Source organism: Amycolatopsis sp. NPDC104587, from assembly GCF_055583645.1.
In genome coordinates, this window is the sequence record NZ_JBVJNO010000001.1 from 259,453 (window position 1) to 286,141 (window position 26,689).

Sequence of the window (26,689 nt, forward strand, 5' to 3'; positions counted from 1 at the left end):
GTATAGCGTGCCGCCTCTGTTTTTTGTTTTTTTTTTTGTGGGGGGGGGAGGCTTGTCGCTTTGGTTTCCTTTTTTTTTTTTTTTTTTTCTTTTCTTCCCCCCCCCCCCCCCCCCCCCCCCCCCCCCAAGACCGTTCTTCGATCTCCTTGTTAGGTGGTGGCTGAGCAGTCGTTCTGTGCGTTGGTATTGGTGTGTTTGGTGGTGAGGAGGGCGAACCCGCTGATGGTCATGAGGCCGTCGATGACGAGGGGGCCGATGAAGGCGGCGGTGGGGTCGTAGTGCCAGGTGAGGAGGAGGCTGTGGGTGTGGCTCCAGGAGATGTAGCCGGAGCCGAGGGCTACGGCGCCGGTGCCGCCGTAGCGGGCGATGCGCCATGGCCAGGTGTGGGGCCATTGGACGCGGGAGAGGACTTCGACGGCTAGGAGCAGGGCGAGGGGCCAGACGGCGGCGCCGAGTTGGGGTGCGAGTTGGGGGCTCCAGTCGGTCGGGTGGTCTGCGGGTGGGAGTCGGGTGTGTAGGACGTTGGCGGCGATGGAGACGGCGGAGCCGAACGTGAAGCCGAGCCAGCTGACGGTGAGTCCGCTGGTGCCGGCCGTGGTCTGGTGATCAGCAGCTGGTGAGCTGGCGATGATTGGTGCTGGTGACGTCACCAGTTCTGGCGACGTGGCTGGTGGTGGCTGGTGGAGGCTGTCGGAAGCCGCGGGTGTCGGAGGTGGCTGGCGGTTGACTGGTGGGGTGCCGGGCTGGCGGGCTGGCGGTGTCGCTGGTGACGGTGCTGGCGATGGGTTGGCACCGGACTGGTGGCTGGTGATGGCTGGTGGTGGGCTGGAGGTTCCTGCTGGTGGGTGTCCTGGTGGGCTGGTGCTGGTGGGTGGCTGGTGGTGTTCGCCAGGGCTGGTGACGAGCTGGTGATCGGTGTCAGCGCTGGTGGTGTGACCTGGTGGGTGCTGGTGGTCACCTGGTGTGTCACCAGCTGGCGCTGGTGGCGCCAGGTCACCTGCAGTTGGCGGTCGCCAGCTGCTGGTGGCGGGCTGGTGGTCCGGGCTGCTGGTGTGGTGGTGTTCTCCGCCAGCGCCAGCGCCAGCGCCAGCGCCAGCGCCAGCGCCAGCGCCAGCGCCAGCGCCAGCGCCAGCGGGCTGGTGCTGGCGACGGTCCGTGGCCTGTTGATGCTCGGCGGTGGCGTCGTCGTCCTCTTGGATGCGGGCGAGCGCGGTCTTGACGGCGTGGTCGGTAAGGCCGGTCGCTTTGATCAAGGCGGGGCGGCCGGGTCGGGATCGGCCTTCGCGTTCGGCTTGCTCGAGGTGGTCGCGGACGATGTCGAGGGCGTCGACGCGGGCGAGGGCGGTCATCGGTTTCCTGCCGGGGTGGGGTGCGGGTGCTGGTGGGGGATTTCGGGTGCGGGGGTGAGTTCGGCGGGGTGGCAGCGGGGGCAGCGCCGGACGGCGTTGCTGCCGGGGACGGGGATGGTGCGGGCGGCGATCGACTCGCCGGGGCGGGCGTCGCAGAGCCCGCAGGGCGGCGGGACCGGGGCCCGCTCGCCGACGCTCGAGCCGGCGGCCGCGGTGGCGCGGGTTCGCGGGGGACGGTTCAGGGATGGTTCTTGGACGGTTCGGGGGCAGTGTGTGCCCCCCGTGGCGTTGTTGCGTGCCCCTCGTAGCTGCGTTGGTTGCCCCTCGTGCTGGTCAGCGGGCGGCAGTCTGTGCCCCTCGTTGTCACCTGATCGCGTGAAGTTGTCCACAGAAACCGCGAAGTTGTCCACAGCTGTGAGTGCGAGGTTGAGGTCGTAGCCGTTGGGGCGGCGGTCGGCGCGGCGGATGTAAGCGGCGACGATGTCGGGGTCTGACGGGCGGATCAGTCCGAGCTCTTCGAGGGTGCGCAGGATGCCGCGGACGGAGCGTTCGGAGAGTCGGGTGTAGCGGATGAGGGTGGCGTTGGAGGGGAAGGCGTTGCGGCCGTCGGGGTCGGCGTGGTTGGCCAGGCCGACGAGCACGATCGCCAACGAGGAGGCGTCCCGGCGGTTGGTGGGTATCGGCGCGTCGTTCAACGCCCACGCGATCGCTTCGATGCTCATCGCGCACCTGCCCCTGCCGCGCCGGCTAGTGGCGTGTATGGACGCGGAGGGGTGGCGGTGTTGTGGTGGTTGCGTAGGGTGAGTGCCGGGTGGGGCATGTCGAGTTCTCCAAGACTGGTTGTGCCCTGGTCAGGGCGGTCTTGGTGTGCTCGATCTGGCGCCCGGCGGTGTGCCCCGGGTGTGCCCGAGGTGTGCCCGGACGTTCCGGGACACCTGCGGAGCAAGGAGGACGGCGGAGGCCTCTAACCCCTTCTGACCTGGACTTTCCGGGACATGCGCGGATGTGGGAGTCCGCGGAGTTCCGGAGTTGCTAAGTCTTGTAAACAGAAGGTCAGGGGTTCGAGCCCCCTTGGCGGCTCCGGTTCACTTCACCACTCCCGATGTCCGGCACGCTCTTGAGCTCCTTGCGAGAAGTGATGCCCAGCTTGCGGAAGATGTTGCGCAGGTGGGCATCGACCGTGCGGGGGCTGAGGAACAGGCGGGCGGCGACCTCCTTCGTCGTCGCGCCGGTGGCGACCAGGCGGGCGACGTGCACCTCCTGCATCGAGAGGTCGTCGCAGGCGCGGGACGAGCGGCTGCGGGCCACCTCGCCGGTCGCGCGGAGCTCGGCCGCGGCGCGCTGGGCGAACGCCTCCATCCCGATCGTGGACAGCTGCTCGTGCGCGGTGCGCAGCTGCTGACGGGCGTCGGTGCGGCGGCCCTTGCGGCGCAGCCACTCCCCGTACAGCAGGTGCGCCCGGGCGCGGTACGGCGTCACGCGGCTGTCCGTCAGGTGCTTGATCGCTTCCAGGTAGCCGTCTTCGTCGTCGGTGACCAGGGCTCTGGCCGCGGCCGTGACGCCCCGGCCCCAGCCGGTGCCGGTCGGCTCCGTGCGCTCGACGAGGGACTCCAGTGCCGACTCGGCGGCGGACTGTTCGCCGCACCGGACCGCGGCCTCCACCAGCTCGGGCAGGGCGATTCCGGCGAGGAACAGGTCGCCGGCCGCGGTGGCGCGCCGGGCCGCTTCCAGCGCCGTCCGGTAGTCGCCGGTGGCGTTGTGCAGCAGTGCCGCTCCCCAGTGGACGTTCGCCGTCACCAGGAGAGCGTCCTGAGCCGCCACCTCGCTGAACAGGTCGAGCGCCTCCGCCGTGCGACCGCGCATGGCGGCCAGGTGCACTCGCGCGTACATCTGCGGCGCGTCGCCGAAGGCGCCCGCGATCGCCTCCTCCTCGGCGATCGCCGCCATCGCCTGCCCGAAGTCGCCGGTCAGCACCGCGGCGACGGCGGCCTGGGACAGACCCAGCCGGAGCGTCAGCGGTGAACCCGTGTCCCGGCCCGTCCGCACCAGCCATTCGACGATCGCCGCGTGGGCGTCCTCGTCCCACAGCTCGCCGGCGAGCATGCTGGCCAGGCCGGGAGCCCGCGTCCACTCCGCCGTCGCGCCGGTGAGCACCCGCCGGACCAGGGGGATGCCGGCGCGGTGGTTCTCGACGGTGAGCCTGACCAGTGCGTCGAGCACGTCCGGGGCTCCCGGCGCGGCCGGGGCGTGGCGGGCCGCCGCCACCACCTGGTCGAGCACTCCGCCGGCCCGGCCGGCCGCGAGCGCCATCTCCACCGCGGCCAGGAAGTACGCGCGCGACCGCTTCGGATCCAGCGTGGCGAGCCGTTGCGCCGCGCGCAGCATCAGCGCCGGCCCGCCGTCGTCCCCGGGCCGGACGAACGCGATCTTCCCGCGCAGCAGGTCGACGGTCGCGCGCTGGAACTCGTCGAGCGCGGTGGGATCGAGGGTGGTGAGCAGGCTGTCGGCCGCGTCGGCCGCGCCCGAGTCGAGCGTCGCCCGCACCGCGGCGAGCGTGCGCTCGTTTCGTTTGCCCGGCTCCAGCGACAACGCCGCCGCGCGTTCGAGAAACGCCGCCGCGGCGGCGACCCCGCCGCGAGCCCGTGCGCGCGACGCCGACGACTCCAGTTCGCCGGCGACCTGTTCGTCGGGTCCGGCACTGGCCTGAGCGCAGTGCCAGGCCCGCCGGTCCGGCGCGGTGACCGGATCAGTGGCCGCGGCCAACGCCTGGTGCGCCGCGCGCCGCAGGTCCGGTTCGGCCGCCCGGTACACCGCCGAACGGGCGAGCGGGTGGCAGAACCGCACCTGGCCGGCGAACTCGACCAGGCCGGACGCCGCTGCCGCGGCACTGCCCACGTCGACACCCAGCCGTTCGGCGGCGTCCCACAACAGCACCGGGTCACCGGTCGGTTCCGCGCTCGCGATGGTCAGCAGCACCCTGGCGGCCTCGGGCAGCTCCGTCAGCCTGGCCTGGTAACTCCGCTCGATCCGGCTCGGCACCGACGACGGACCGGGCAACGCGAAGCCGCCCGCGTTCGGCAGCTCGATCAGCGCCAGCGGGTTGCCTCGCGCCTCGCCCAGAACGCGGTCGCGGATCCGCTCGTCCGTCGGGGAGACGCTGTGCGCGGCCAGCAACGCACGGGCGTCCGGGCCGCTCAGGCCTTCCAGCACCATGCCGGGCAGCTCGTCCAGCCCGTGGCCGGCGCTCGGGGTGCGGGTCGCGAACACCATGGCCACCGGCTCCGCGGCGATCCGCCGGGCCACGAACGTCAGCGCCTTCATGGACGCCGTGTCCAGGCAGTGGGCGTCGTCGACCACACACAGCAGCGGACTTTCCCGCGCGGCCACGGTCAGCAACGCGAGGCTGGCCACGCCGATCCGGAACAGGTCCGGCCGGCCGTCGGCCAGGCCGAACGCCACCCGCAGGGCGTCGCGGTGGGCCGGGGACACCTCGTCCAGCCGGGCCAGCGCCGGCACGCAGAGCTGGTGCAGGGCCGCGAACGGCAGCTCCACCTCGAACTCCGACCCGGCCGCGCGGAGCACCCGAAACCGGCCGGCCGCCGTCTGCTCGACGTGGCCCAGCAGGGCGCTCTTGCCGATCCCCGGCTCGCCACGCAGCACGAACACCCCACCCTCGCCCTGCTCCGCGGCGTCGAGCAGGGCGTCGAGACGGCTGGTCTCGTCGCGTCTGCCCACAAGCGACCTGGGTGGCGTTCGCATGAGGCGAACAGTAGGCGACGTGAATAGGTGACCATCGCCGACGCGATGGGGAAGGCTGTCGCGTGACTGTGGGGGCATGACAGCTCAGGTCGACCGGACAACGCCAGGCGGTCTCGCCCGCGGCACGATCCTGGGCGCGGCGGCGCTGACCATCATGGCGGCGGCGATCATCGCGCCCAGCCTGCCGGAAATGGGCAAGGTCTACGCCGGACAGCCGGGCGCGGACCTCCTCGTCCGGCTCGCGTTGACCGTCACCTCGCTCATGATCGCCGTCAGCGCGCCGGTGTCCGGTGTGGTCGCGGACCGGGCCGGGCGGCGCCCGCTGCTCGTGTTCAGCCTCGTTTTGTACGCGGTCTGCGGAACCGCCGGGTACTTCGTCGACGACCTGTACTTGCTGCTCGCGACCAGGGCGCTGCTCGGGATCGCCGTCGGCGGCGTCATGACGGCGGTCACCGCGACGATCACCGACTGGTTCGACGGCCAACGCCGGGCGTCGTTCCTCGGGCTGCAGCAGGCGTTCGCGAGCCTGGGTGGCGTGGTGTTCCTGCCGCTGGCCGGGGTGCTGGCCACGGTCAGCCGGCGGACGCCGTTCTGGATCTACGCGGTCGCCGCCATCGTCGCGTTGTTCGCGGTCTTCACGGTTCGTGACGTTCCCCGGGACGCGCCCACGGCGTCCGCGCACCGCGGCCGGACGATGACCGGTCCGGTGCTGGGCGTCTACGCGCTGGCACTCGTCGCGACGCTGGCGTTCTACATGGCGCCGACCCAGCTGCCGTTCCTGCTGGGCGGATTCGGCGCCGGCCCGGTCGTCGTCGGCGCGGTGATCGCGGGCAGCACGCTCACCAGCGCGCTCGCCGCGTTGGCGTTCCCCGCGGTGCGCCGGCGGCTGACCACCACGGCGGTCACGGCGACGAGCATCGCCCTGCTCGGCGTCGGCTGGCTGCTGATCGGCGTGTCCGGCTCGGTCGCCGGCGTCGCGGCGGGGTTGCTCGTCGGTGGCGCCGGAGTCGGGTTCGCGGTACCCAACTTGACCCTGATGCTCAGCGAAAAGGCCCCTCCGGACCGGCGCGGTCGTGTCCTCAGTGGACTTGTCGCGGGCATCTTCTTCGGCCAGTTCCTGTCCCCGCTGGCTGTTCAACCACTCGTCCGGACCATCGGCGTGGCCGGCACGTTCACCTGGACCGGGATCGCCCTGACCGTCGGCGCGACCGTCGCCGTCGCTCGTATCCGAAAGGAAAACCGATGATCTACCACGGAAACCGGCTGACCCTGAAGCCGGACGCCAGCCCGGAGGCCGTCGAGGAGGCCTTGGAGAGCCTGCGCAACCAGGGCCGGTCCATCCCGTCGGTGAAGTCGTTCGTCGTCGGCCGCGACTACGGCGGCGAGTACGAGTGGGGCGCGACCTTCGTGATCGAGGACCTCGAGGGCTACTGGGAGTACCTCATCCACCCGGCCCACCGCAACACCGACCGGGTGGGCCTGCCGCTGGTGGACAAGTTCATGTCGTTCGACATCACCGACGACCCGGATCCCGAGATGGGCGCGAAGATCGCGGCGCTGCACCAGCGTCGTTACGACAGCGATCCTGGGCTCACGAAACTGGTCTCCGATCTCGGCGAGTACTCCGGCAGCGCGGCACCTGGACACCACGCGGACTGACTGGACCGCGGGCCCGCCGGACCGTGCCGCGGTCCGGCAGGCTGTTGTGGGCTCAGCCGGCGGTGGTCCCCACGTGCAGGATGATCTTCAACAGTGCCGCCTGTTCCTCTTCGCTGGCCCGCGAGTACCCCGGCGACGCCACCACCGCCTGGCGCAGGTCGTCCGGGTCGGCGGTGCCCGTGGCGAACCCCGTGACCTTGGAGACGTCGATCGGGCCTCGGCACTGTGTCTTCACGCGCTCTCTCCTGCTTCTGCGTCGGGTCTACCCTCTCGTTATCGCGCCGTGACCTCAGGTGTTACGGGTGTCGCCCGGTCAGGTGAAATCGCGCTCCCGAATTGTTTGCTTAATGCGTTGACGCCTCCGGGCGGGTGCGTGATGATAGATGGACACGAACGAAAACCGAGGAGTGACCATGACGAACATGTGGCAGCGACAGGCCGTCGCGCTCGCCTCATGCTCGTCGCATCGGCGACTCCACCTGCAGGAATGCGGCTCCCCGCCCATGACGTGATGCACGTTGTGCCTTCGGGAGCCGCCCACCGGGAAACCGGTCAGGGCGGCTTTCTTTATTTGTCGTTCATTGATTTTTCGCCTCCGTGGCTCAGTAGGACAGAGCGGCGGCTTCCGAAGCCGTAGGTCGCAGGTTCGAATCCTGCCGGGGGCGCTGCCGGCGTGCGGGAAGCACGTCGGACCACACCCCCGTAGCCCAACTGGGAGAGGCAACGCGCTCAGAACGCGTCCAGTCCAGGTTCGAATCCTGGTGGGGGTACTCGGGAGACGCGCCGGAGCGCGGGTGATCCTTGCACGATCGCCTCGGTGGGTTCGACACCCACGTCTTCCACCCACGCGCGCGGTTCGGCAACCGGCGGGGTCTCATACGCCCCGCTCACGTGGATCGACACCACGGCGCGCGACCACGGCCCCGAAAAATGTCGGACCCTCGGTCTAGGCTCGCCCCGAGTCCTGAACCGGGGAGACGCCATGGCCACCACGCACACGCTCGAAACGCCCGAAGCAGACATCGTCTACGACATCCACGGGCCCGCGCCCGCCGAGAGCCCGCAACCTCCGCTGCTCATGGTCGGGCAGCCGATGGAGGCCGGCGGCTTTCACACGCTGGCTTCCCACTTCCCCGAGCGGACCGTGGTCACCTACGACCCGCGCGGGCTCGGGCGCAGCGTCCGGAAGGACGGCCGCGAGGACCACGTGCCCGCCGTGCAGGCCGAGGACCTCCACGCCGTGATCCAGGCGCTGGGCGCCGGCCCGGTCGAGGTGTTCGGCAGCAGCGGCGGCGCGGTCGCCGCGCTCGCGCTGGTCACCGCCCATCCCGAAGACGTCACCACGCTGGTCGCGCACGAGCCGCCGCTGGTCGGCGTGCTGCCCGACGCCGAGGCGGCCGACCGGGCCGGGAAGGCGTTCCGCGGCGCCTACCAGGCCGGCGGTTTCGGCGCGGGCATGGCGGCGTTCATCACGATGACATCGTGGAAGGGCGAGTTCACCGACGACTACTTCGCGCTGCCGCCGGCGGACCCGGCCCAGTTCGGCATGCCCACGGAAGACGACGGCCGCCGTGACGACCCGCTGATGACAGATCGTTCGGCCGCCGTTACGGCGTACTCGCTCGACGTCGACGCGCTGAAGTCGGCGTCCACGCGGGTCGTGATCGCGGTGGGTGAGGAGTCGGTCGAGGTGATGACCGGCCGTGCGGCCCTCGCGACCGCGGCCGCGCTCGGCCAGGAGGCCACCGTCTTCCCCAGCCACCACGGCGGTTTCCTCGGCGGCGAGTTCGGTTACGCCGGGCAGCCGGAAGCCTTCGCGAAGAAGCTGCGGGAGGTGCTGTCTACTGTGGACTGAGGTGCTCGATCAGCTTCGCGAGCTGGTCGGCGTACTGCCGCACGAACTCGGGTGAGCCGGGGTCGCCCCCGGTGAGCCCTTCGACGACGTGCGGCAGCGTCACCGGCGCCATCGCCGCGGCCATCAACAGCACCGTGAAGCTCGCGGGGGCGACCCAGTCGGGAAGCCGGCCCGCGGCCTTCAGCGCGGTGATCTGCTCGACCGTCCCGGCGAGGCGCTGGGCGCGTGGCGCGTGGTCGGGATCGGTCTCGGGGCCGTCGTACTCCAGGCCCGACCACGCCAGCAGCCGGATGCCGTCGCGGTTGGCCGTCGCCTCCAGGGCGTACCGGCGCAGCTGTTCCGAGAGGGGCAGGTCCGGCGCCATCAGCTCGTTCTGGCGCCGGCCCCACCCCTCGGACATCGCGCGGTACAGGCCTTCCTTGCCGTTGAAGTAGTACGAAATCAGCTGCTGGTTCACCCCGGCCCGCGCGGCGATCGACGCGATGCGCGCGCCCGCGTACCCCTTCGCGGCGAACTCGGCGCCCGCCGCCTCCAGGATCAGGCGGCGGGTGCGTTCCGGATCCCGTTGCCGCTCCTGCGGTTTCGGCGAACGGCGGGGCTTCGGCGCGGTCACGTCCGCGACTATACGTCAACCAACTGCTTGACTCTGCCGAACGGATGGTTGACGGACGGCCGCCGCCAGCGCGAGCACCAGCACCCCGGCGGCGACGACGAGCGCGCCGGTGGTCGCGGACGCGTAACCGCCGTCCAGCCGGGTGAAGAACACCGTGCCGAACAAGGCGATCCCGGTCGCGGTGCCGAGCTGGACCGTCGTGTTCACGATGCCGGACGCCGCGCCCGCCTCCCTCGGGTCGACGTCCGCCATCGACGCCGCGAACAGCGCGTTCAGCACCGCGCCCATCCCGAGTCCGACGGCGATCACCGGCACCAGCAGCGTCCACGCGCTCAGCACGGAACCTCGCACCAGCAGCGCGATCGCGACGAGCCCCGCCAGCAGCACGCCGATGGCGCCGGCGGTGAAGACCCGGCCGAACCGCGGGGCGAGCCGCATGCCCAGGACGTTGCCCGCGACGATGCCGAGCGTCGACGGGGCGAACGTCAGCGCCGCTTCCCACGGGGAGAACCCGAGGCCGAGCTGCAGGTGCAGCGTCAGGATGAAGAACACGCCGACCCCGGTGTTCACGCAGAGCAGGACCACCTGGCTGCCGGCCAGCCGCTTCAGCAGGTCCGGTGCTACCAGCGGTTCGAGGCCGCGGCGGGCCTGGTTCCGCTGGTGCAGCGCAAAAAGCCCGAACAGCGGGACGGCGGCGGCGAGCAGCACGACCGTCCACATCGGCCAGCCCAGCTCGCGCCCCTGCACGAGCGGGTAGAACACGGCGAAGAGCGCGGCCGTCAGCAGCGCGAGGCCGCCGAGGTCGAGGCGGTGGCGGCGGAAGCCCGGCCGGTCCGGCATGGTGACCAGCGCCCCGGCCAGCGCCAGCACGCCGATCGGCAGGTTCACCAGGAAGATCGCACGCCAGCCGGTGCCGAACAGGTCGGCTTCGGTGAGCGCCCCGCCGAGCAGCGGCCCGGCGAGCCCGCCCAGCGGGAACGCGACAGCGTACCAGGTCATCGCCTTCGGGCGCTCGCGCTCGTCGAACTCGGCATGCACGAACGACAGGACCTGCGGAACCATCAGCCCGGACCCGACCCCCTGGACGACCCGCGCGGCGATCAGCACACCGACGTGCCCCGCGAATCCGGCGGCCAGAGAAGCGGCGGTGAACACGACCATGCCCGCCACGAACAGCTTTTTTGTCCCGTAGCGGTCACCGAGCCGGCCGCCGGTGATCAGCGTCAGCGCGAACCCGAGCGCGTACCCGGCCGAGATCCACTGCAGCGCGGCGTCCCCGGTGCCGAGCTCCCGCCGGATGGTCGGCAGCGCGACCGCGACGATCTGGTTGTCGATCATGTCGACGAGGACGGCCAGCACCGCGACCGCCAGCGCCCACCACCTGAGTGCGTGCTTCTCCACGACTTTCCCCCTGTCCGCTTGGTCGCTCCGATAATCAGTCATACGGTCGACTGTGTCAACCATCTGTTTGATTAGCGGCACGCGGGAGTGACACGGCTGATCAGCGCGGTGCGTGCCATCATCGGGCATGGCCACCCTTCGCGACGCCCGTGAGCCGGAGCTCAACAGCGGGATCCTGCCCGGGAACGTGCGCGCCGATGACTGGATCATGCTCATCCTGGCCGCCGGGTCGGTCGGGCTGCTGGGGTTCATGCTGCTGAGCCCGCCGGCGCGCGACGCCGGGCTCGTGATCTTCTACGTCGACTGCGGGATCTGCGGGATCTTCCTGCTCGAGTTCCTCTGGCGGTGGCGGAAACGCCGGTGGGCCAAGAAGTTCCTCGTGCGCAACTGGTACGAGCTGTTCGCGATGATCCCCGTCGCGCACCCCGCGATGGCCGCGCACAAGTTCATCAGCGTCGTGCTGCTGCTGATCCGGATCGGGCGGGCCGCCGACCGGGCGGTCGGGGAGCAGTTCACCTACCGGCTCGTCGACAAGCTGTCCGAGCCGATCGTGAAGGCCATCAAGAAGCCGGTGACCATCGCCGTGCTCGACGAGGTCGTCAAGGTCCTGGAAACGGGCAACTACCCCGAAAACCTCGCGAAGTCGCTCGGGGCCAACAAGGACGAGCTGCGCACGATCATCGCCGAGAAGATCGCCGCCGACCCACAGCTCGGGAAGCTCAAGCGGCTCCCCTTCCACGACGAGATCGTGCGCACCGTCGTCGACACCTCGTTCCGCGTGCTCCTCGAAGTGCTGCTCGACCCGCGGATCGACGACTTCTTCTCCACCGTCGTCCGCGACAACCGCGAGCAGATCCGGCTGGCCGTCCAGCTCGGCCTCAACGAGATCGAGGACGACGACAAGGAGAAGTCCCTGCCGGTGCGCACCCAGCACTCGGCCGCGCTGGAGTACGACCGGCTGCACCCGAAGTCACGTTCGTAGGTACGCGCCGAGCAGGCCGCCCGCGGTGAGCATCGCCAGGCCGCGGTCGTTCAGCTTTCCCCGCCAGGTGACCAAAGCCTCGGCCAGCGACTCGGTGCCGCCGGCCGTGCGGACCTGGGCGACCACCGTCGCGATGTGCTCCAGCGGGTAACCGCCGCGACGCAGGAGGTGCGCCAGCTCCGCGTCCCGGACGTCGGCCGCGCGGAAGACGCGGTAGCCGGTGGCCGGGTTCCGGTCGGGCACGAGGATGCCGGCGCGCTCCCACGCCCGGACGGTCGCCGCGGTGACGCCGAGGCGGTGGGCCAGCTCGCCGATGCTCCGGACGGCTCCCGACGGCTCCGGCGCCGCCGTCAGGTGGCCGATCGCCTTCCGCACCGCGTCCAGGGTTTCGCGGTCGCGGAGCAGCTGGGCGTGGCCGCGGTCGACCAGGGTGAGCGCGCGGTCGAGGTCGTCGCCGTGGACGGCGTTCATGACCCCGCCCGCCGTCGCGTGGCCGTACGCTGCGACGAGCGCGAGAAAAGCGCGCAGCGCGGCGGCGTGCACCTCGGTGTAAACCCGGTAGCCGCTCGCGGTGCGCGAAGCGGGCGGGAGGAAGCCGTCCTGCTCGTAGTTGCGGACGGCCTGCGTCGAGATCCCGTGCTCGCGGGCGAGGTCGGCTGGTCGCACGAGTTGAGACTTTAGCCGACGCCCTGCAGCTGGAGGCGAGCCAAGTTTCAACCGAACCTTCAGCGATATGATCGAATCTCATGGACAACGCAGACTTCCTGGCCCACGGCGAGCCGACCCACGACGATCCGGCCATCGGGCAGCTCCGCAACACCCGCTTCGAGGAGCTGGCCGCTCGGGGCGTCCGGTCGATCGCGCTGGAGTCCGACCGCGTGGCGGGGCTGATCGTCGACGACTTCGTCCGGGACGGCGTGGGCACGCTCGACCAGGTGATGCGCGAAGGGTTCTCTCACGGCTTCGGCGCGTTCGGCTTCAACCGCGACCTGGTCACCTGGATGCGCGAGCACAACGAAGGCCGGCCCGCGCCCGAACGCCTGGCCTTCCACGGCTTCGACGCCTCGACCGAGATGATGAGCGCCCCCAGCCCGCGCACCTACCTCGAGCACAGCCGCGACTACCTGGGCCTCGACCTCGACATCGCCGGGCTCGCCGGGGACGACGAACGGTGGAGCCGCGAAGACGCCGCGCTGAACCCGGCGGTGTCCGTGGGGGACACGGCCGAGGCCCACCGGCTGCGCGTGCTGGCCGACGACCTGGTCACCGAGCTGCACCTGCGGGCGCCGGAGCTGATCGCGGCGACGTCGCGCGCGGCGTGGTTCCGGGCCAAGACCCACGCCACCGCCGGGCTCGGCCTGCTGCGCTACCACCGGGAGGCGGCGCAGCCGGGGGACCAGCGCACGCGGTTGTGCCGCCAGTGCGGCGTCCGCGACGTGATCATGGCCCAGAACCTGCTCGACATCCGGGACGTCGAAGGCGGCCGGGGCGCGACGATGGTGTCCGCGCACAACAGCCACCTGCAGCGGGAAATCAGCCTCTGGCGCTCGCCGATGGTCGACTTCGAGTGGTGGAGCGCCGGGGCGATCGTCGCGTCGCTGGTGGGCGAGCGGTACACCTTCGCGTGACGCACGGCGGCCCCCGCACCGGGGTCGGGTCCGGTGCGGGGGCCGCCGATCACCCGGGTTACGGGTAGTTCACCACGTTCACCGGCACCGTGCCCGTGGGCGTGACGCCGCCCGCGTCGTTGATGACGTGGGTGATCGTGCCGCGGTAGTTGAGCGACACCGTCAGCAGGTTGTGGAACCGGACGCCACTGGTGTTCGGCACCTCGAACGCGTGGTAGCTGGACACCGCCGGGTTCGTGTCGAAGAAGCAGTAGCTCCCGAGACCCCAGGCCTCATGGGACGTCACGTTCGCCCCGACCTTGTAGGCCGCGTACCCCGCGACTCCCGATGGTGCGTTCCACGATGCCTGGTTCGGCACGTCGTAGGGCATCTCGTTCTGGAAGAAGATCGTCTTCCCGCCCTGGCCGTTCCAGATCACCTGGTACTTCTGGTAGTGCTCGACGAACAGGCCGGTCGCCAGCACGTTCGCGCCGTTGACCACGAGCCCGGTGTCGGCCGTGTTCGTGTTCCAGCCGACCGTGCCGCCGTTGCCGTGGTCGGCGCGCCACGCCCAGATGTGGTCGATGACCGTGTTGGCGCTGTTGACGATCAGGCTGTTGGTCGCCTTGCCGGCGATCGCGCCGCCGATCCGGAAGAACACGTCCTGGACGGTGGTCGGGTTCGCCGCGTGGTTCGCCGACGAGCCCGACTGGCCGACCGTCAGCAGCGCCTGCGAGTTCTGCGTGCCGGCGTCGAACAGCAGGCCCTTGAGCCGCACGCCGTCCACATCGGACACCTGCATCGCGTTGACGCCGTTGTCGGGCACCAGCGTCGGGTAGCCGATGCCGAGGATCGTCGTGTTCGCGCGGGTCACGTTGAGCGTCTGGTTGAGGTGGTAGATGCCCGGCGTGAAGAACAGGTTGCAGCCCGCGGCGAGCGCGTTGTTGATCGACGCGGCCGTGTCACCGGACTTGACGACGTAGAACTGGCTCATCGGCGCCGACGTGCCGGGGGTGCTGCCGTTCGCCCAGCTCGGACCGGACGCGTTGGTGCGCAGCGAAGGCAGGAAGACGCGGTACTTGCCGGTGCCATCGACGTAGAGGTAGGGCACGTCGCGCGAGACCGGGGTCGTGGCGAGGGTGGTCTCGGGCGGGTTCGGGAAGGTGTTCGCCGGCGCGCCGCTGGTGCCGGAGAAGACCATGTTCCAGACGCCGCCGTTCCAGCTGCCCAGCTGCGAGTCGCGGGTGTACCACTGCTGCTGCGACACCGACGCGGCCTGGCCGGCCACCTTCGTGTCGGCGATGTAGCCGCCGCTGGCGAAGCCGTAGCTCGCCGGGTACAGCTGCAGCCCGCCGCGGACGTCCATCCGGCGGAACGGCGCGGCCTGCGCGACCGCCCAGCGCTCGTTGCCACCGGACGGGTTGACCGCCATGTTCTCGGCCGAGCGCCAGAAGTTCTGCAGCGCGACGCCGTTGTCGGAGGCGTTGAAGGCGTCGACGGTGACGTCACCGTTGATCAGGACGTCGCCCGGGTTCTGGCCGAGGCCGGCGACCGAGGTGTAGAAGCCGACGTTGTCGTGCACGTTGTTGTACGTGCCCGGCTTGAACAGGTGGGCGACGCGCCGGTCCGCCATCTGCGCGGTGAGCGTGTCCTTCTGGTTGTTGAAGTCGGTGTCGAGCTGCGCCTGGATCGTCGCCGCGGACATGCCCGGGTCGAAGATCCGCACGTTCGGCCCGAAGTTCGGGGTGTCGGACTGCGTCGGGCAGCCGGCCTGGGTGCCGATCGTGTAGGTCGCGCTGGACACCGCGGACGTCGTCGAACCGGACTTGAGCGCGATCGCGTTGACCGTGCGCGAGGTCGGGACGCTGATCGGCGCGGTGTACTGCGGCGACGACGCGGTCGGCGTCGAACCGTCCACTGTGTACCGGATGGTGGCGCCCGAGGTGGCGCTGCTCAGGGTCACCGTCTGGGTGCTCGAGTAGGTGCCGCCGGGCGGGCTGAACGTCGGCGCGGCGACCGTCGTCGAGCTGCCGCCGACGGTGTAGGTGAAGTGCGGGGTCTCGTACTGCGGGCCGCTCTTCTCGTAGGTGAACCAGTAGTCCAGCGTGTTCCCGGTGCTCAGGCCGTTGACGGTGGTCCGCCAGGTGCCGGAGGAGTTGGTCATGCGGACGTTCTGCTGCCCGACACCCGGCACGCCGGTGTAGTGGACGTCCACGTACAACGCGGCCGTCGTCGGGGTGAAGTTGAGCTGCAGCTGGGTCGAGCTCAGCTGGGTGACGCTCTGGGTGTAGTCGTCCGCGGCGAGCGCGGCGGGGGCGTTGAGCCCGGCGCCGAGCAGGAGGGCCACCGCCGCGAAGGCGACGGCGCCGCGTCGTCGAAGCTTGCCAAAGGTCCGGTTCACGCCGTGACACCTCCGCCGTTGGGGATCCACGAGCATTTGTTGCGAGTCACAACAAAGTAGCTTCCGCTGAACGGTACTTCGATTACTTTTTGATAACACTTGTCTGGACCAATTATCCGGCCGGGTGAGTTGTTCTGTGATCGATGGTCCGCTTTGCCGCGTGGTGGGCGAATCGCTGAACGAGAGACGTCCATCGGACGGGTGACTACGAACGTGTGACATGCGGCACGCCGAACGGGACTGCGGGGTTCTGAGCTCTCAGCCCGGCCCGAGCCGCGCGCGGTTGCCGCGGGTGAGGCGACCGGCGGCGCGGAGGGTTCGTGCCGGGCAGGGGCGCCTCGCCCGCGGCGGCCGCTGGCTGGAGCTCCGAGCGTCTCGACCGGGGGGACATCGAGGGCCAGTGCGGCCCGCCTCGGTCAGCACCTGCGCGACCTCGGCCACGCCCCACCCATCGCGGGTCCGGCAGCACCTCGTCCGGTACACGGACGGGTGACGTTCGCGTGCGGCATTTTCGCCTGTCGCGGTGCGGGGTAAGGATGTCTGCATGCTGGACACCGATGGGCGGTCGCGGGGGCTCGCCGTGGTCACGCCCGCCGGCGCTGTGCGGTTCGCCGTGCGGGTCGACGGCTGGGACGTGCCCGCGCGGCCGGAGTTCACCGAGAAGCTCGGGGCCGCGGGGCGCCTGCTCCGGTGGCGGCACCGGTCCGTGCGGCTCGACGTGCTGGCCGGGCCTACCGTGCCGCGGCTGCCGGACGGCTGTCCACCTGTCACCCGTGAAACCACCTTCTTCCGGGTGCTGGCCCGGGAACCGCTCAGCGAGTTCGTCGTCCAGGCCGAACTGCCCGGGGAACCAGGGGACACCGACGAGGGTGAAAGCGCCTTCACAGTCGAGACCGCCGACGCCGTGGTGAGCGTCGGCGGTCCCGATCTGGACGAGCTTCGCGACTGCTCCCGAGTCGGGCAGCACGTGCCGCCGTACTGGGCCGGGCTGCTCGGAGACGGCGCCGTCGAGCGGAGCGGGACGACGCTCACCTGGCAGCTGCCCGCCGTCGAACGCGGTGACTACGCCGAGCTGTGGGTCTCCGTCGCCTGGAGCGAACCGAGCGATCCGAGTGAGCACCCGGGCACGCGGCTCGCGGTCGACATCGACCCGGCCCGGGTGCTGCGCGAGCTAACCCAGTGAAATCCGGTCCAGGTCCGGAGCGCCGGCGCGGTCGTTGCCGATCCGGATCGAGTTGGCGCCCGCCTGCAGCGTCACCGGGACCGAAGTGGTGTACGGCGTGCTGTTGCCCGCGCCGCTGACCTTCACCTCCACCGGCGCGCCGCCGTTCACCGACACGAAGTACGACCGGTCGCCGTTGACGGTGAAGTCGAGGTAGAGCGAGTACGTCCCCGCCGCGCCGACCGTGACGTCCGGGAACGTCACCGCCGCGCCCGCGCTGCCGCCGATGTTGCGCACCTTCTGCCCGCCCGAGCACGGCGAGCAGCTCGTGACACCGGCGTCGCCGATGTCGTTCGCCGAGTCTTCCGCCTCACGCATGAACACCCGGTCCGCCGGCCGCGGTTTCACCTGCACCGGCTTGCTGACCGACTTCGCCCGCCCGAGCGTCGTGAACGACGCCGTCACCGGGATGCTCGCCTCCTGGGCGGCCGGGGCGGTCACCGTCCACTGTCCACTCAGGACCTGGCCGAGGCCGACGTGGGCCGCGGTCACCGGGGCGCCCTGCAGCGTCCAGCCCGCCGGGACGACCGGCGCGGGGCTCACCTGGTCCAGTGAGTCGTCGACGTCCAGCCGCAGGGACGCGGTGATCTTCAGCGACTGCCGACCCGGCGAAACCCATTGCACACCAGCGGGTTGCACGGTCAACGTCGTCCGGGGCGTGGACGACTCGGGTGGCAGCGGCGCCACCGCGATCCGGTCGAGACCGACGTCTCCGGAAACCTTGATCGTGTTCGCCCCGGCCTTCAGCGGCGCCGCGATCGCCCCCGGCGCGTGGACCGTGACGGGCGCGGCGCCGTTCACGCTCACCTTCAGCGTGCCCGGACCGGTGGTGTCGAGCTGCAGCCGCGACGGACCCGAGGCCTCGACGTCGCGGAAGGTGACGGAGCCGTGGTCGAGCCCGGTCACCTGGCCGCCGCCCGAGCAGGCGCCGCACCACGCCGGGAACGCCCAGCCGTCGAAGCGGTTCTGCCACGACTCCGCCTCCAGCGGGAGCGTGCCGACCGGGCCGGGGTAGCCGTAGGCGACGTCGATCTCGTCGATCGCGAGCTGCCGGTAGAAGGGCTTGGCCTGCGGGCCCGACCACGTGTTCAGCACCTTCAGCTTGAGGTACCTCGCCTGCACCTCGCCGACGTCGACGAACTGCACCCCGCGGTTGCTGGGCAGCGCGCCGGTGCGCACCGGCCGGCCCCAGTTCCGCCCGTCATCGCTGGCGTAGACGCGATAGTCCTTGATCCGCGCGGAGTCCTCGGCCCGGCCGAACGACTCGCGCGCGGCAGTCGGTGACGACTCGCGCTCGTGCACCGCGAGGTAGGCTGTCGACCGTTTCCGGCCGAGGTCCAGCGTCACGGACACCGGCTGCTGCCCGCCGGCGTCCCAGTAGTTCAGGTAGCTGCCGTCGGTGAGGTTCGCCGCCGGGTGCCCGGGCGCCGACGCCGAGGCGGTCGCCTTGATCGTGTTCTCGTCGTAGAAGTACTGCCGGCCCGCGGTGTCCACTTCGAACACCGTGTCGTAGGTGTCCCAGTCCTTGATGTCCAGAATGGACAGATAACCGCCGGACTGGGCGAACCGCATCGGCTTCCCGGTGCGCAGGTCGGACACACCGGTGACGCGGTACCCGTTGTCACGCAGGCGAACCAGGTCGGTCGAGGGTCGCGTGACGACGTGGACGTACTGCGTTCTCGCGTTCGGCCCGACGGTGATCACGCCGTGCGCGCCGTCGTTCCAGAAGCCGGGCTGCAGGCCGCCGTACATGTATCCGCCGCCCTGGGTACCCTGCAGCGACTTCTCGATCGGCTGCCGCCAGGCCGCCATGAAGGTGTTGAACTCCTCCTGCTGTGGCGGGAACTTCCCGTTCAGCATGGCGGTTTCGGCCATCAGCGACTTGATCGACGAGCCCGCGTTCGTGATGAACCGGCCGGTCGAGAGCCGGACGTCGACGGCCTGGTCGCCGCCGCTGTACCACCAGTCGCCGTTGGTCGGGAGCTTGTAGTCGGCTTCGGTCAGCCGCGGCATCGGCGTGTAGACGGCCTGCGGGTAGTCGTAGGACGGGGTCATGCCGGTCTTCTGCTCGTTGCTGACCGTGTCCATGATCGGCGTGTCCTCGTTGTTGTTGCTCAGCAACCACGACGGGCGCTTCTCGCGGATGTGCTCGTAAAGGCCGTGCTGCTCCCAGTACTCGTTGTCGTTGTCGATCCAGAACCCGGCGAGGTCGGCGTAGCGGTCCATGACCTCGTCGAACAGGTCGTAGCTGAACTCGCCGAAGCCGGGCCGCGTGGTCAGGTCGACCGGGTGTCCTTTGTAGGCGGAGTAGGCGGCCGAGTCGAGCGACTCGTGACCGGTTTCGTTGTGCCACTGGGGATCGTCGGTCATGTACAGCATGACTCGCACGCCCTTGGCCTTGCCCGCGGCGATCAGCTCGCCGAGGAAGTCGCGCTGCGTCGAGCAGCTGCCGGGGACCTTCGACGGCCACGGCCGCGCGTACCCCAGCCGGCTGTGGAAGGTGGTGAGGACGACGTAGGACGCGCCGAGCTTCGTCGCTTCGTCGATCCAGTAGCCCGGCGTCCAGCCGCCGGCGGTGACGTCGTGCTCCCAGGCGGCGCAGTCGGTGTGCCGCGGCGCGGTGAACATGCCCCAGTGCAGGAACAGCCCGGCCGTCGAAGCCCGCAGCCAGTCCTGGCGCGGGTTGAACAGCTCGGCGTTGGCGGGGGTGACCAGGCTCGCCAGCAGCAGGATGATCGCGGCGAGACAGGCTCGGACTCTCATGGCCACTCCTTCGTCGGAGAGGTCCGATGATTCTGTGGTCATATATCGTACGTCAAGGGGAATGCCGCTGATCGGTACCTAGTCGTCCGATCTGTCACATCCGCGTTGAGCGATCCGTCAAGGTGATGACCGAACACGAACGAAGGACGGAACCCCGTGGACGACCTGGCGCACCGCTTCGAGACCCATCGTGACCACCTGCGGTCCGTCGCCTACCGGATGCTGGGGTCGCTGACCGAGGCCGAGGACGCCGTGCAGGAGTCGTGGCTGCGGCTGAGCCGGAGCGACTCCGCCGCCGTCGAGAACCTGGGCGGCTGGCTCACCACGGTCGTCGGCCGCGTCTGTCTCGACATGCTGCGCTCGCGCAAGGCGCGGCGCGAGGAGCCGCTGGACGGGTTCGTCCCCGACCCGGTCATCAGCCGGGACGACGCCGGTCCCGAGCACGAGGCGCTGATCGCGGACTCGGTCGGGCTCGCGCTGCTGGTCGTGCTGGAGACGCTGACCCCGGCCGAGCGGCTGGCGTTCGTGCTGCGGGACATGTTCGCGATGCCGTTCGAAGAGATCGCGCCGATCGTCGGCCGCTCCGAAGCCGCGACCCGCCAGTTGGCGAGCCGCGCCCGCCGGCGCGTCCAGGGCGCGCCGGTCGCGCCGGACCCCGACCTCGCACGCCAACGCGAAGTCGTCGACGCCTTCCTGGCCGCCGCGCGCGGCGGTGACTTCGACGCGCTGGTGACGGTCCTCGACCCGGAGGTCGTGCTGCGCGCCGACCGCGGCGCGACGGGCGGCTCGGTCGAGGTCCGCGGCGCGGCACAGGTTGCGAACCAGGCCCTGACGTTCTCCCGGCTCGGCGCGGGCGGCGGAGTCGTCCACCGGGCCCTGGTCAACGGCGCGGCGGGCGTCGTGGCGACCCGCGACGGCCGCCCGTTCTCGGTGCTGGGCTTCACGGTGGCCGGCGGCCGGATCGTGGAGATCGACATCCTCGCCGACCCCGACCGCCTCAGCCGGCTGGACCTGGCGGTGCTCGACTAGGCCCGCACGACCGCGCCGCGCTCGTCGGTCACCAGGGCGACCCGGTCCTGGTCGTCGAAGTGCTGGTAGCGGCGCCGGCCGTCGGCGTACTGGCGGACCGTGCCCGCCACCGTGATCACCAGCTCGCCGTCCTCGATCGCGTAGAGCTCGTCCGGGCTCAGGACTTCGTGGATGCGCGTGCCGTTGGTGACCAACGTGCGGACGCGGCGGCCGGTGTGGTCGTAGCCGTACAGCGCGTTGACCCCGTCGTCGCCGTGGACGCCGCGCAGGCGGCCGAACGCGTCGCGGATTTCGCTGCCCGACGGCGTTTCCGGGACCTCGGCCACACCGGGCGCGATGTCGTGCAGCAGGCCGTCCGGGCCGGCGACCACGTGCCGGCCCGCCGCGAACAGCTCGCTGATGCCGTTCGCGTAGTGCACCGCCGTGCGCCGGCCGCGCAGGTCGTAGTGCACCGAATCGATGAACCCCGGCACGCTGACCAGCCGGCCGACCTCGTCGTACTGGTGGCGCACGGTCAGCCGCCCGTCGCCGGCGTCGGGGTACACCACCTCCGACAGCCTCCCGTCGGCCCGGCGCACGACGTCCAGCCGGTACTCGACGGCGACGTGCGCGGGCCGCCAGCGCCGCTCGGCGGGGTGGCCGAGCGCGTCGTACCCGAACAACGTCACCCCCGATTCGTCGGCGACCCGCACCAGCCGCCCGCAGCTGTGCGGCCCGGCGCCGAGCGGCACCGGGAGCGCGCCGTCGTGGTAGGTGAACGTCGTGACCGGGGCGCCGCCCGGGTCGTCGACCCGCACCGCCACCAGCCGGCCGCCCGCGTCGTGGACCCGGTACACCGTGCGCCCGCCCGTGGACCGCGACTCCACCGCGTTCCCGGCCGCGTCCCGGATGTGCACCACCCCGTCCGCACCGCGCAGCTTCCGCCCGAGCAGGTCGCGCGTGCCGTGCGGACCATCCTCTTGGACGGTTGGAGCCGCGAGCGGGCGCCCGAGCGCGTCGTGGCGGAACTCCGTCGCGGGCGGCCGCGGCTCGCCGTCGTGGAACGCCCGGCTCGTCCGGCACACCAGCCCGCGCGCGTTGTACTCGTGGTGTTCGTCGACGACGTCGCCGAGCAGCTCGGCGTGCCGGCGCTGCAGCAGCCGTCCCGCGCTGTCCCGCAGCTCCGACGTCACCAGCACCTCCGCCTCGCCGGACACCGCCCGCTGCTCGGTCGTCACCCGCACCGGCCCGCTGAGGTCGTAGCGGTACCGGACGGTCGGCAGCTCCGCCGAGTCGCCCGGCCGCACGACGGTTTCGGGACGCCCCAAGGGATCGTGGGTCACCGTCGTCACCGCGCCCGCCGGGTCGGTCACCTCGCACACCCGCGCCGTGCGGACGTCGTAGCGGGTGGCCGTCACGTTCCCGAGCGAATCCGTGACCACCTCCGGGAAACAGCGGTCTTCCGAATACCGCACCTCGCGGGACTGCCCGTCCGGCCCGGTCGTCGTGGTGCGCAGGCCGGTGACGGTGTCGAACCGCCCGTGGAACGTCGTGACCCACCAGCCGTCCTCACCGGGACGACGGTGGTAACCGTGGTGGCGGAAGTCCGGCGGGACCAGCCCGTAGACCTCGGCGACAAGCGCGTCGGTGAGCACCAGCTCTTCCTGTGCGGTGAGCACGCCGCGGGTGCCGGCGGTGCCGTCCGGTCGTTCGTCGTACCGGAACAGCTTGTCGGACAAGACTTTCCCGGCGCCGTCCAGTTCGCGGACCCGGGCGGGCAGTGCGATGAAGCGGTGCTCGGGATCGGTCGTGTACGTCGTGCGCGTCTCCCGCACCACCGGCTCACGGCCGGGGCGCTCGGTCGTTTCCACCTCCCGGACGGGGTTCCCGGTGGGATCGAGGGCCGTCTCGGTCGTGGTGACCGAGACCGGCGTTTCCCGGCGCTCGAACTCCTTCGTCACCGTTCGAGTCCACTGAGGACGGTGTGCGCGTTCGACCCGGCGGTACGGGCGGTCCGCCTCCGGCGAGCCGTCGAGGCCGTACGTCTCCTCCTTCTCCAGGAAGCCGTCGGCGCCGAACCAGCGGAGGGTCCGCAGTGTCGGGACGTGCTCGTCCCCGAGCTCGTCCTGGACCACCCGGCCGAAGCCGGTGAACCCCGGGGTGAAGCGGGCTTCGTCGTACTCGAACTCGGTCACGCCGGCCTGGCCGGTGGCCGACTCCAGCAGCGAGACGCGCCGGACCACCGGAACCGCCTCGACGGTCGTGTACTCGATCTCGGTGCGCAGCCCGATGCCGTTGTCGATCCCGCTCAGCCGTCCGGCGCGCGGGGTGTCACCCGGTTCGAGCGAGACGTACGGCATCGACTCCTCGGCGTCGAGCAGCAGCACGCCCTGGTCGGCGCCGCCCCCGGCCCGGGCCCGCGTGGCGAGCTGCACCCGCCGCGCCGGCTGCGGTTCCGCCCGGGTGTAGGCCAGCCGCAACACGGGCGCGGCCGCTTCGGCGCCACGCGCGTCGAACCCGGTCAGCGCCACGGACGTCAGCATGGACGCGCCGGTCACCTCGTCGGTGTCGTACCCGAGGGACCACCGTTTGACGAGCGGCCGCGCGTCCCCCGGCACCCGCAGGTCGATCCGGGCGCAGCGCAACGCCGTGGTGACGAGGGCGCCGCCGCGGCCCCAGCGCAGCACGTCCGGCCGCGGCTCGTAGGAGAAGTCCACTTCGTACGGTCCGTAGGCCACGCGGGCGAGGTACGCCTGGCCGCTGTGGTGCGCCCAGGTGAACGCCGCCGTGTTGCCCAGCGCGTCCTCGGTCCGCTGGAGGTTCCAGGCCGACCCGCCGCCCGCTTCGGGGGCGAGGAAGTGCCGGACGCCCGACCGGGTGGTGAGCAGGTAGCCGTCACCCCGGCGGAACAGCCGGCCCGCGGCACTGGCCCGCGCGCGGCCGTCGTGCGGCCGGACGTGCGGCAGCGGCACCGAGAAGCCGGCGCCGAAGAGCCCGTTCGGCGCGCCGGTGGCGTACCGCAGCACGAGCGCCGGCGCGATGCCGCCGGGCCCCGGCGGCAGGTCGAGCGGCACCGTGAACCCACCACCGCCGGTGGCCGGCTCCGGCGTGAAGGCGCCGCCCAGCCCCCGGACCGGCGCGGGCCGGCCTGCTTCCTGCGCGCCCGACCCGAGCGGAACCATGTGATCTCCCTGGTGGCTGCGTGACTTCCGGAGGGCCAAGTGGGTGAGGCGGACACGTCAGATACGTCTTCACCCGTTTGCCGTCTTAGTTATGCGTTCGTGACTTCGATGTCGTATTCCAGGGGCGGCTCACCGGTCTTTTCCGGGTGCCACGTGATCAATGCGAGGGCCGAGGCAGCAGGAGGGTGGACCCGATGGTCGTCAGGTTCGTGCGGGACGAGACCACGGAAGTTGCGGCGGAGGAAACGAGCACGCTCAACGAGCTGCCGACCCCGCCCCGGCAGATGCTCGACCGCCACGGCGCGCGGGTGCTCGACCCGGCCACGGCGGTGGTCGCCGCCGGGCAGCCGGTGCCGCGCACGACCGTCTACCGGCCGGGCGTGTTCCTCATGCCGAACCGGTTCGTGCGCGACCAGGAGACGCTCGCCGCGATCAACCGCGTCCTGGCGCGCATCGGTATCTACGCCGCGCCGGCCGGCCGCGGCGACGGCAAGAAAACCGAGCGCGCCCGGCAGCTCGACGACCTGCCCGTGCGGGCCCTGCTGCACGTCCGCGAGGACTCCGACCCGGTCGTCGTCGACTGCTGGAAGGCGCTGCAGCTGCTGAGGTCCGCGGCTTCGGGTGAGAAGCCCGAGCTCGACCCCAAGATCGCCGCCCAGGTCTCCGTCGAGCACCTGCTGTTCAGCACGCCGGTGTTCGGCGGGGTGCCGTGGGAGACCAGCGGCCTCGGCGGCACCCCCTGGGAGACCAGCGGGTTCGGCGCCGGCAGCTCGTACGGGCGCACCCGCGGCGCCAACCGGATCCCGGTCACGCTGGCCGCCGACCCGCCGTTCCGCAGCGAGAAGCCCGGGCACCGGCGGCCGGTCGTCGCCGTGCTGGACACCGGCATCGGCCCGCACCCGTGGTTCGGGCTCGCCGACCGCAGCGGCCCGCCGCCCGCCGGCGTCGGGCTCACCGTCGCGCCGGACATCCAGGCGGCGATCCTGCAGGCCGAGCTCGACTCCGGCAGCACCCTGCCGACCCAGCTGCTGAGCGACTACTGGGACGCGCCGACCACCGGCCAGCCGCTGATCGGCGACATCGACACCGACACCGGGCACGGCCTGTTCATCGCCGGCATCGTCCGGCAGGCCTGCCCCGAAGCCGACACGCTCGCGATCCGCGTCGTGCACAGCGACGGCGTCGCGTACGAAGCCGACGTGCTGCTCGCACTGCACCTGCTCGCCGACCGCGTTCGGGACGCGCAGGCGAACAACCGGCCCGAGAACATGGTCGACATCGTTTCGCTGTCGCTGGGCTACTACGAGGAGAACGCGGCCGACATCGCCTACACCGGCCAGTTCGGCGCGGCCATCGCCGAGCTGCTCGGCCTCGGGGTGCTCGTGGTCGCCGCCGCGGGCAACGACGCCACCACCCGCCGCTTCTACCCGGCGGCCTTCGCCGACCAGCCACTCGGCAGCGGCTGCGGCCCGCAGGTGATCAGCGTCGGCGCGCTGAACCCCGACGTCTCCGCGAGCAAGGCGCTCTTCTCCAACGAAGGCCCGTGGGTGCGCTGCTGGGCGACCGGCGCCGGGGTCGTCAGCACCTACCCGACCGACGTCCGCGGCACCGCGGCCGCCGACCACGAAGTGCCCGACCAGGGCCGGAACTCGTTCGACCCGGACGACTACAGCGCCGGCTTCGCGGTCTGGGACGGCACATCGTTCGCCGCGCCGCTCGCCGCCGCCGAAATTGCCAAGGCCCTGGTCCCCTTCGGCTCCGAGCTGGCGACGGTCGACCGCGACACCGTCGTCAAGCGAGCTTGGGCCGCGCTCGGTTCGCTGTGAAAGTGGCCAAGACCGACCACGGGCGCGTCGCCGCCCTGTTCGACGCCGCGCGGGAGGGCGACCGCGCGGCGCTGAACGACCTCGTCGCCCTGCTCACGCCGCTGCTCTGGCAGGTCGCGCGGGACCAGGGGCTGGACGCCGACCAGGCGGCCGACGTCGTGCAGACGACGTGGCTGCGGCTGCTCGGCGCGTTCACGGAGATCCGCTCGCCGGTCGCGCTCACCGGCTGGCTGATCACCGTGACCAAACGGGAAGCCTGGCGGGCTGGGGAAAAACGCCAGGTCGAACGGCCGCTGCCGGAACTGCCGGAGCGGCTGTCCGAAGCGTCACCGGCACCCGAGGAGGGGGTGCTGCGCGACGACCAGCGCGCGCGGTTGTGGCGCGCGGTCGACAACCTGCCCGAACGCTGCCGCAGCCTGCTGCGGATCGTGGCGTTCGTGCACCGGCCGGACTACGCCGAAGTGGGCGCCCGGCTGGGAATGCCGAGGGGGAGTATCGGCCCGACCAGGGGACGTTGCCTCGCGCGCCTGCGCGAGCAGCTACTCGCCAACGGCGAAGGAGATTGGCTGTGACCACCGTCGAACCACCCGGCGCGAACGAGCCGTTGGACGCGCTCGACTTCCGGCTGCTGGCCGGGCTGCGCGAACTGTGGGAAGACGCCGACCCGATGCCCGACACGCTGGTGGAGCAGATCCGGTTCGCGATCCAGCTGGAGGACGTCGACCTCGAAGTGATGCGGATCCGGGAACAGGAGGGGCTGACTGCCGCAAGAAGTGCCGCCGAACAGGGCAGGCTCATCACTTTTGACAGCGAAAGCCTGACCATCATGGTGAATGTGAGCCCCGAACCCGGGGGTACGATCCGCCTGGACGGCTGGCTCACCCCGCCCGCCGAGCACCCCATCGAGGTCCGCACCGTGAACGGGCCGCTGACGACGGACTCCGACGCCGAAGGCCGGTTCGCCGTCGGCGGTGTGCCGCACGGGATGGTGCAGGTCCTGGTCCGGACGCTCGGGCGGTCGAGGACGGTGAGCACGCCGGCCATCGAGTTGTGACCCGCCCT

The 26,689-nt window shown here is 71.2% G+C and carries 20 protein-coding genes and 2 tRNA genes; 12 read left to right on the forward strand and 10 right to left on the reverse strand.

Annotation, left to right across the window (positions count from 1 at the left end):
* Window positions 1–149: 149 nt before the first annotated feature.
* From ACZ61C_RS01255 to ACZ61C_RS01265, 3 genes are all read right to left on the reverse strand, one after another.
* Complete coding sequence (locus tag ACZ61C_RS01255; RefSeq protein ID WP_465301546.1) at window positions 150–650, reverse strand: hypothetical protein; 501 nt, start codon at window positions 648–650, stop codon at window positions 150–152.
* Between the two features lie 695 nt (window positions 651–1,345).
* Complete coding sequence (locus ACZ61C_RS01260; protein WP_465301548.1) at window positions 1,346–2,071, reverse strand: helix-turn-helix domain-containing protein; 726 nt, start codon at window positions 2,069–2,071, stop codon at window positions 1,346–1,348.
* Window positions 2,072–2,402: 331 nt separating this feature from the next.
* Complete coding sequence (locus tag ACZ61C_RS01265) at window positions 2,403–5,084, reverse strand: AAA family ATPase (RefSeq protein WP_465301550.1); 2,682 nt, start codon at window positions 5,082–5,084, stop codon at window positions 2,403–2,405.
* A 100-nt stretch (window positions 5,085–5,184) separates the two neighbouring features.
* Here ACZ61C_RS01265 and ACZ61C_RS01270 point away from each other — a divergent pair, with 100 nt between their 5' ends.
* Together ACZ61C_RS01270 and ACZ61C_RS01275 are read left to right on the forward strand one after the other, a co-directional pair.
* Entirely contained in the window at window positions 5,185–6,354 is a 1,170-nt protein-coding gene (locus ACZ61C_RS01270; protein WP_465301552.1) for an MFS transporter, read from the forward strand.
* Window positions 6,351–6,767, forward strand: coding sequence for a Dabb family protein (locus tag ACZ61C_RS01275; protein ID WP_465301553.1), 417 nt, complete (start codon window positions 6,351–6,353; stop codon window positions 6,765–6,767). The genes ACZ61C_RS01270 and ACZ61C_RS01275 overlap by 4 nt, the downstream gene beginning before the upstream one ends.
* 52 nt (window positions 6,768–6,819) lie before the next feature.
* Here ACZ61C_RS01275 and ACZ61C_RS01280 read toward each other — a convergent pair whose 3' ends face one another.
* The gene (locus ACZ61C_RS01280; RefSeq protein WP_465301555.1) at window positions 6,820–7,002 is read right to left on the reverse strand and encodes a hypothetical protein; all 183 of its coding nucleotides are present in this window, start codon (window positions 7,000–7,002) and stop codon (window positions 6,820–6,822) included.
* A 356-nt stretch (window positions 7,003–7,358) separates the two neighbouring features.
* Between ACZ61C_RS01280 and ACZ61C_RS01285 the strand changes: the two genes are divergently transcribed.
* The 3 genes from ACZ61C_RS01285 to ACZ61C_RS01295 all read left to right on the forward strand — a co-directional run bounded on the left by ACZ61C_RS01285 (window position 7,359) and on the right by ACZ61C_RS01295 (window position 8,622).
* Window positions 7,359–7,432 (forward strand) — tRNA-Arg (locus tag ACZ61C_RS01285).
* Window positions 7,433–7,463: 31 nt separating this feature from the next.
* Window positions 7,464–7,537: transfer RNA gene (locus ACZ61C_RS01290), tRNA-Leu, on the forward strand.
* 212 nt (window positions 7,538–7,749) lie between these two features.
* Window positions 7,750–8,622: an alpha/beta fold hydrolase gene (locus ACZ61C_RS01295; RefSeq protein ID WP_465301557.1), complete on the forward strand. Its 873-nt coding sequence runs from the start codon at window positions 7,750–7,752 to the stop codon at window positions 8,620–8,622.
* Here ACZ61C_RS01295 and ACZ61C_RS01300 read toward each other — a convergent pair.
* On the reverse strand, window positions 8,609–9,235 hold the full coding sequence (locus tag ACZ61C_RS01300) for a TetR/AcrR family transcriptional regulator (protein ID WP_465301559.1): 627 nt from the start codon (window positions 9,233–9,235) through the stop codon (window positions 8,609–8,611). The two genes, ACZ61C_RS01295 and ACZ61C_RS01300, sit on opposite strands and share 14 nt — an antisense overlap.
* Before the next feature lie 15 nt (window positions 9,236–9,250).
* Window positions 9,251–10,636 carry an MFS transporter gene (locus ACZ61C_RS01305; RefSeq protein WP_465301561.1) on the reverse strand — a complete coding sequence of 462 codons (1,386 nt, stop codon included), beginning with the start codon at window positions 10,634–10,636 and terminating at the stop codon, window positions 9,251–9,253.
* A gap of 127 nt (window positions 10,637–10,763) precedes the next feature.
* Here ACZ61C_RS01305 and ACZ61C_RS01310 point away from each other — a divergent pair, with 127 nt between their 5' ends.
* A complete protein-coding gene (locus ACZ61C_RS01310) occupies window positions 10,764–11,618 on the forward strand; it encodes an ion transporter (RefSeq protein WP_465301563.1) in 855 nt (284 codons plus the stop codon).
* Here ACZ61C_RS01310 and ACZ61C_RS01315 read toward each other — a convergent pair.
* Window positions 11,607–12,284 (reverse strand): TioE family transcriptional regulator, encoded by a 678-nt coding sequence (locus ACZ61C_RS01315; RefSeq protein ID WP_465301565.1) that lies wholly within the window; start codon window positions 12,282–12,284, stop codon window positions 11,607–11,609. The two genes, ACZ61C_RS01310 and ACZ61C_RS01315, sit on opposite strands and share 12 nt — an antisense overlap.
* An 80-nt stretch (window positions 12,285–12,364) precedes the next feature.
* Between ACZ61C_RS01315 and ACZ61C_RS01320 the strand changes: the two genes are divergently transcribed.
* The gene (locus tag ACZ61C_RS01320; RefSeq protein WP_465301566.1) at window positions 12,365–13,246 is read left to right on the forward strand and encodes an erythromycin esterase family protein; all 882 of its coding nucleotides are present in this window, start codon (window positions 12,365–12,367) and stop codon (window positions 13,244–13,246) included.
* A gap of 58 nt (window positions 13,247–13,304) precedes the next feature.
* On the opposite strand, the gene ACZ61C_RS01325 is transcribed toward ACZ61C_RS01320, so the two are convergent.
* The gene (locus tag ACZ61C_RS01325; protein ID WP_465301568.1) at window positions 13,305–15,626 is read right to left on the reverse strand and encodes a chitobiase/beta-hexosaminidase C-terminal domain-containing protein; all 2,322 of its coding nucleotides are present in this window, start codon (window positions 15,624–15,626) and stop codon (window positions 13,305–13,307) included.
* A 544-nt stretch (window positions 15,627–16,170) separates the two neighbouring features.
* On the opposite strand from ACZ61C_RS01325, the gene ACZ61C_RS01330 reads away from it, so the two are divergent.
* A complete protein-coding gene (locus ACZ61C_RS01330; RefSeq protein WP_465301570.1) occupies window positions 16,171–16,809 on the forward strand; it encodes a hypothetical protein in 639 nt (212 codons plus the stop codon).
* Here ACZ61C_RS01330 and ACZ61C_RS01335 read toward each other — a convergent pair.
* Window positions 16,798–19,611 carry an alpha-L-fucosidase gene (locus tag ACZ61C_RS01335; RefSeq protein WP_465301572.1) on the reverse strand — a complete coding sequence of 938 codons (2,814 nt, stop codon included), beginning with the start codon at window positions 19,609–19,611 and terminating at the stop codon, window positions 16,798–16,800. The genes ACZ61C_RS01330 and ACZ61C_RS01335 overlap by 12 nt on opposite strands.
* A 156-nt stretch (window positions 19,612–19,767) precedes the next feature.
* On the opposite strand from ACZ61C_RS01335, the gene sigJ reads away from it, so the two are divergent.
* Window positions 19,768–20,640: an RNA polymerase sigma factor SigJ gene (gene sigJ, locus ACZ61C_RS01340; protein ID WP_465301574.1), complete on the forward strand. Its 873-nt coding sequence runs from the start codon at window positions 19,768–19,770 to the stop codon at window positions 20,638–20,640.
* Here the strand turns inward: sigJ and ACZ61C_RS01345 are convergent.
* Window positions 20,637–23,801, reverse strand: a complete 3,165-nt coding sequence (locus tag ACZ61C_RS01345; RefSeq protein ID WP_465301575.1) for a SpvB/TcaC N-terminal domain-containing protein — start codon at window positions 23,799–23,801, stop codon at window positions 20,637–20,639. The two genes, sigJ and ACZ61C_RS01345, sit on opposite strands and share 4 nt — an antisense overlap.
* A gap of 194 nt (window positions 23,802–23,995) precedes the next feature.
* On the opposite strand from ACZ61C_RS01345, the gene ACZ61C_RS01350 reads away from it, so the two are divergent.
* The 3 genes from ACZ61C_RS01350 to ACZ61C_RS01360 are packed head-to-tail and all read left to right on the forward strand — an operon-like array spanning window position 23,996 to window position 26,681.
* Window positions 23,996–25,627: a S8 family serine peptidase gene (locus tag ACZ61C_RS01350; RefSeq protein WP_465301577.1), complete on the forward strand. Its 1,632-nt coding sequence runs from the start codon at window positions 23,996–23,998 to the stop codon at window positions 25,625–25,627.
* Window positions 25,624–26,199, forward strand: coding sequence for an RNA polymerase sigma factor (locus ACZ61C_RS01355; protein WP_465301579.1), 576 nt, complete (start codon window positions 25,624–25,626; stop codon window positions 26,197–26,199). Before ACZ61C_RS01350 ends, ACZ61C_RS01355 begins: the two co-directional genes overlap by 4 nt.
* Window positions 26,196–26,681 carry a hypothetical protein gene (locus ACZ61C_RS01360; RefSeq protein WP_465301581.1) on the forward strand — a complete coding sequence of 162 codons (486 nt, stop codon included), beginning with the start codon at window positions 26,196–26,198 and terminating at the stop codon, window positions 26,679–26,681. The genes ACZ61C_RS01355 and ACZ61C_RS01360 overlap by 4 nt, the downstream gene beginning before the upstream one ends.
* The last annotated feature ends 8 nt before the right edge of the window (window positions 26,682–26,689 follow it).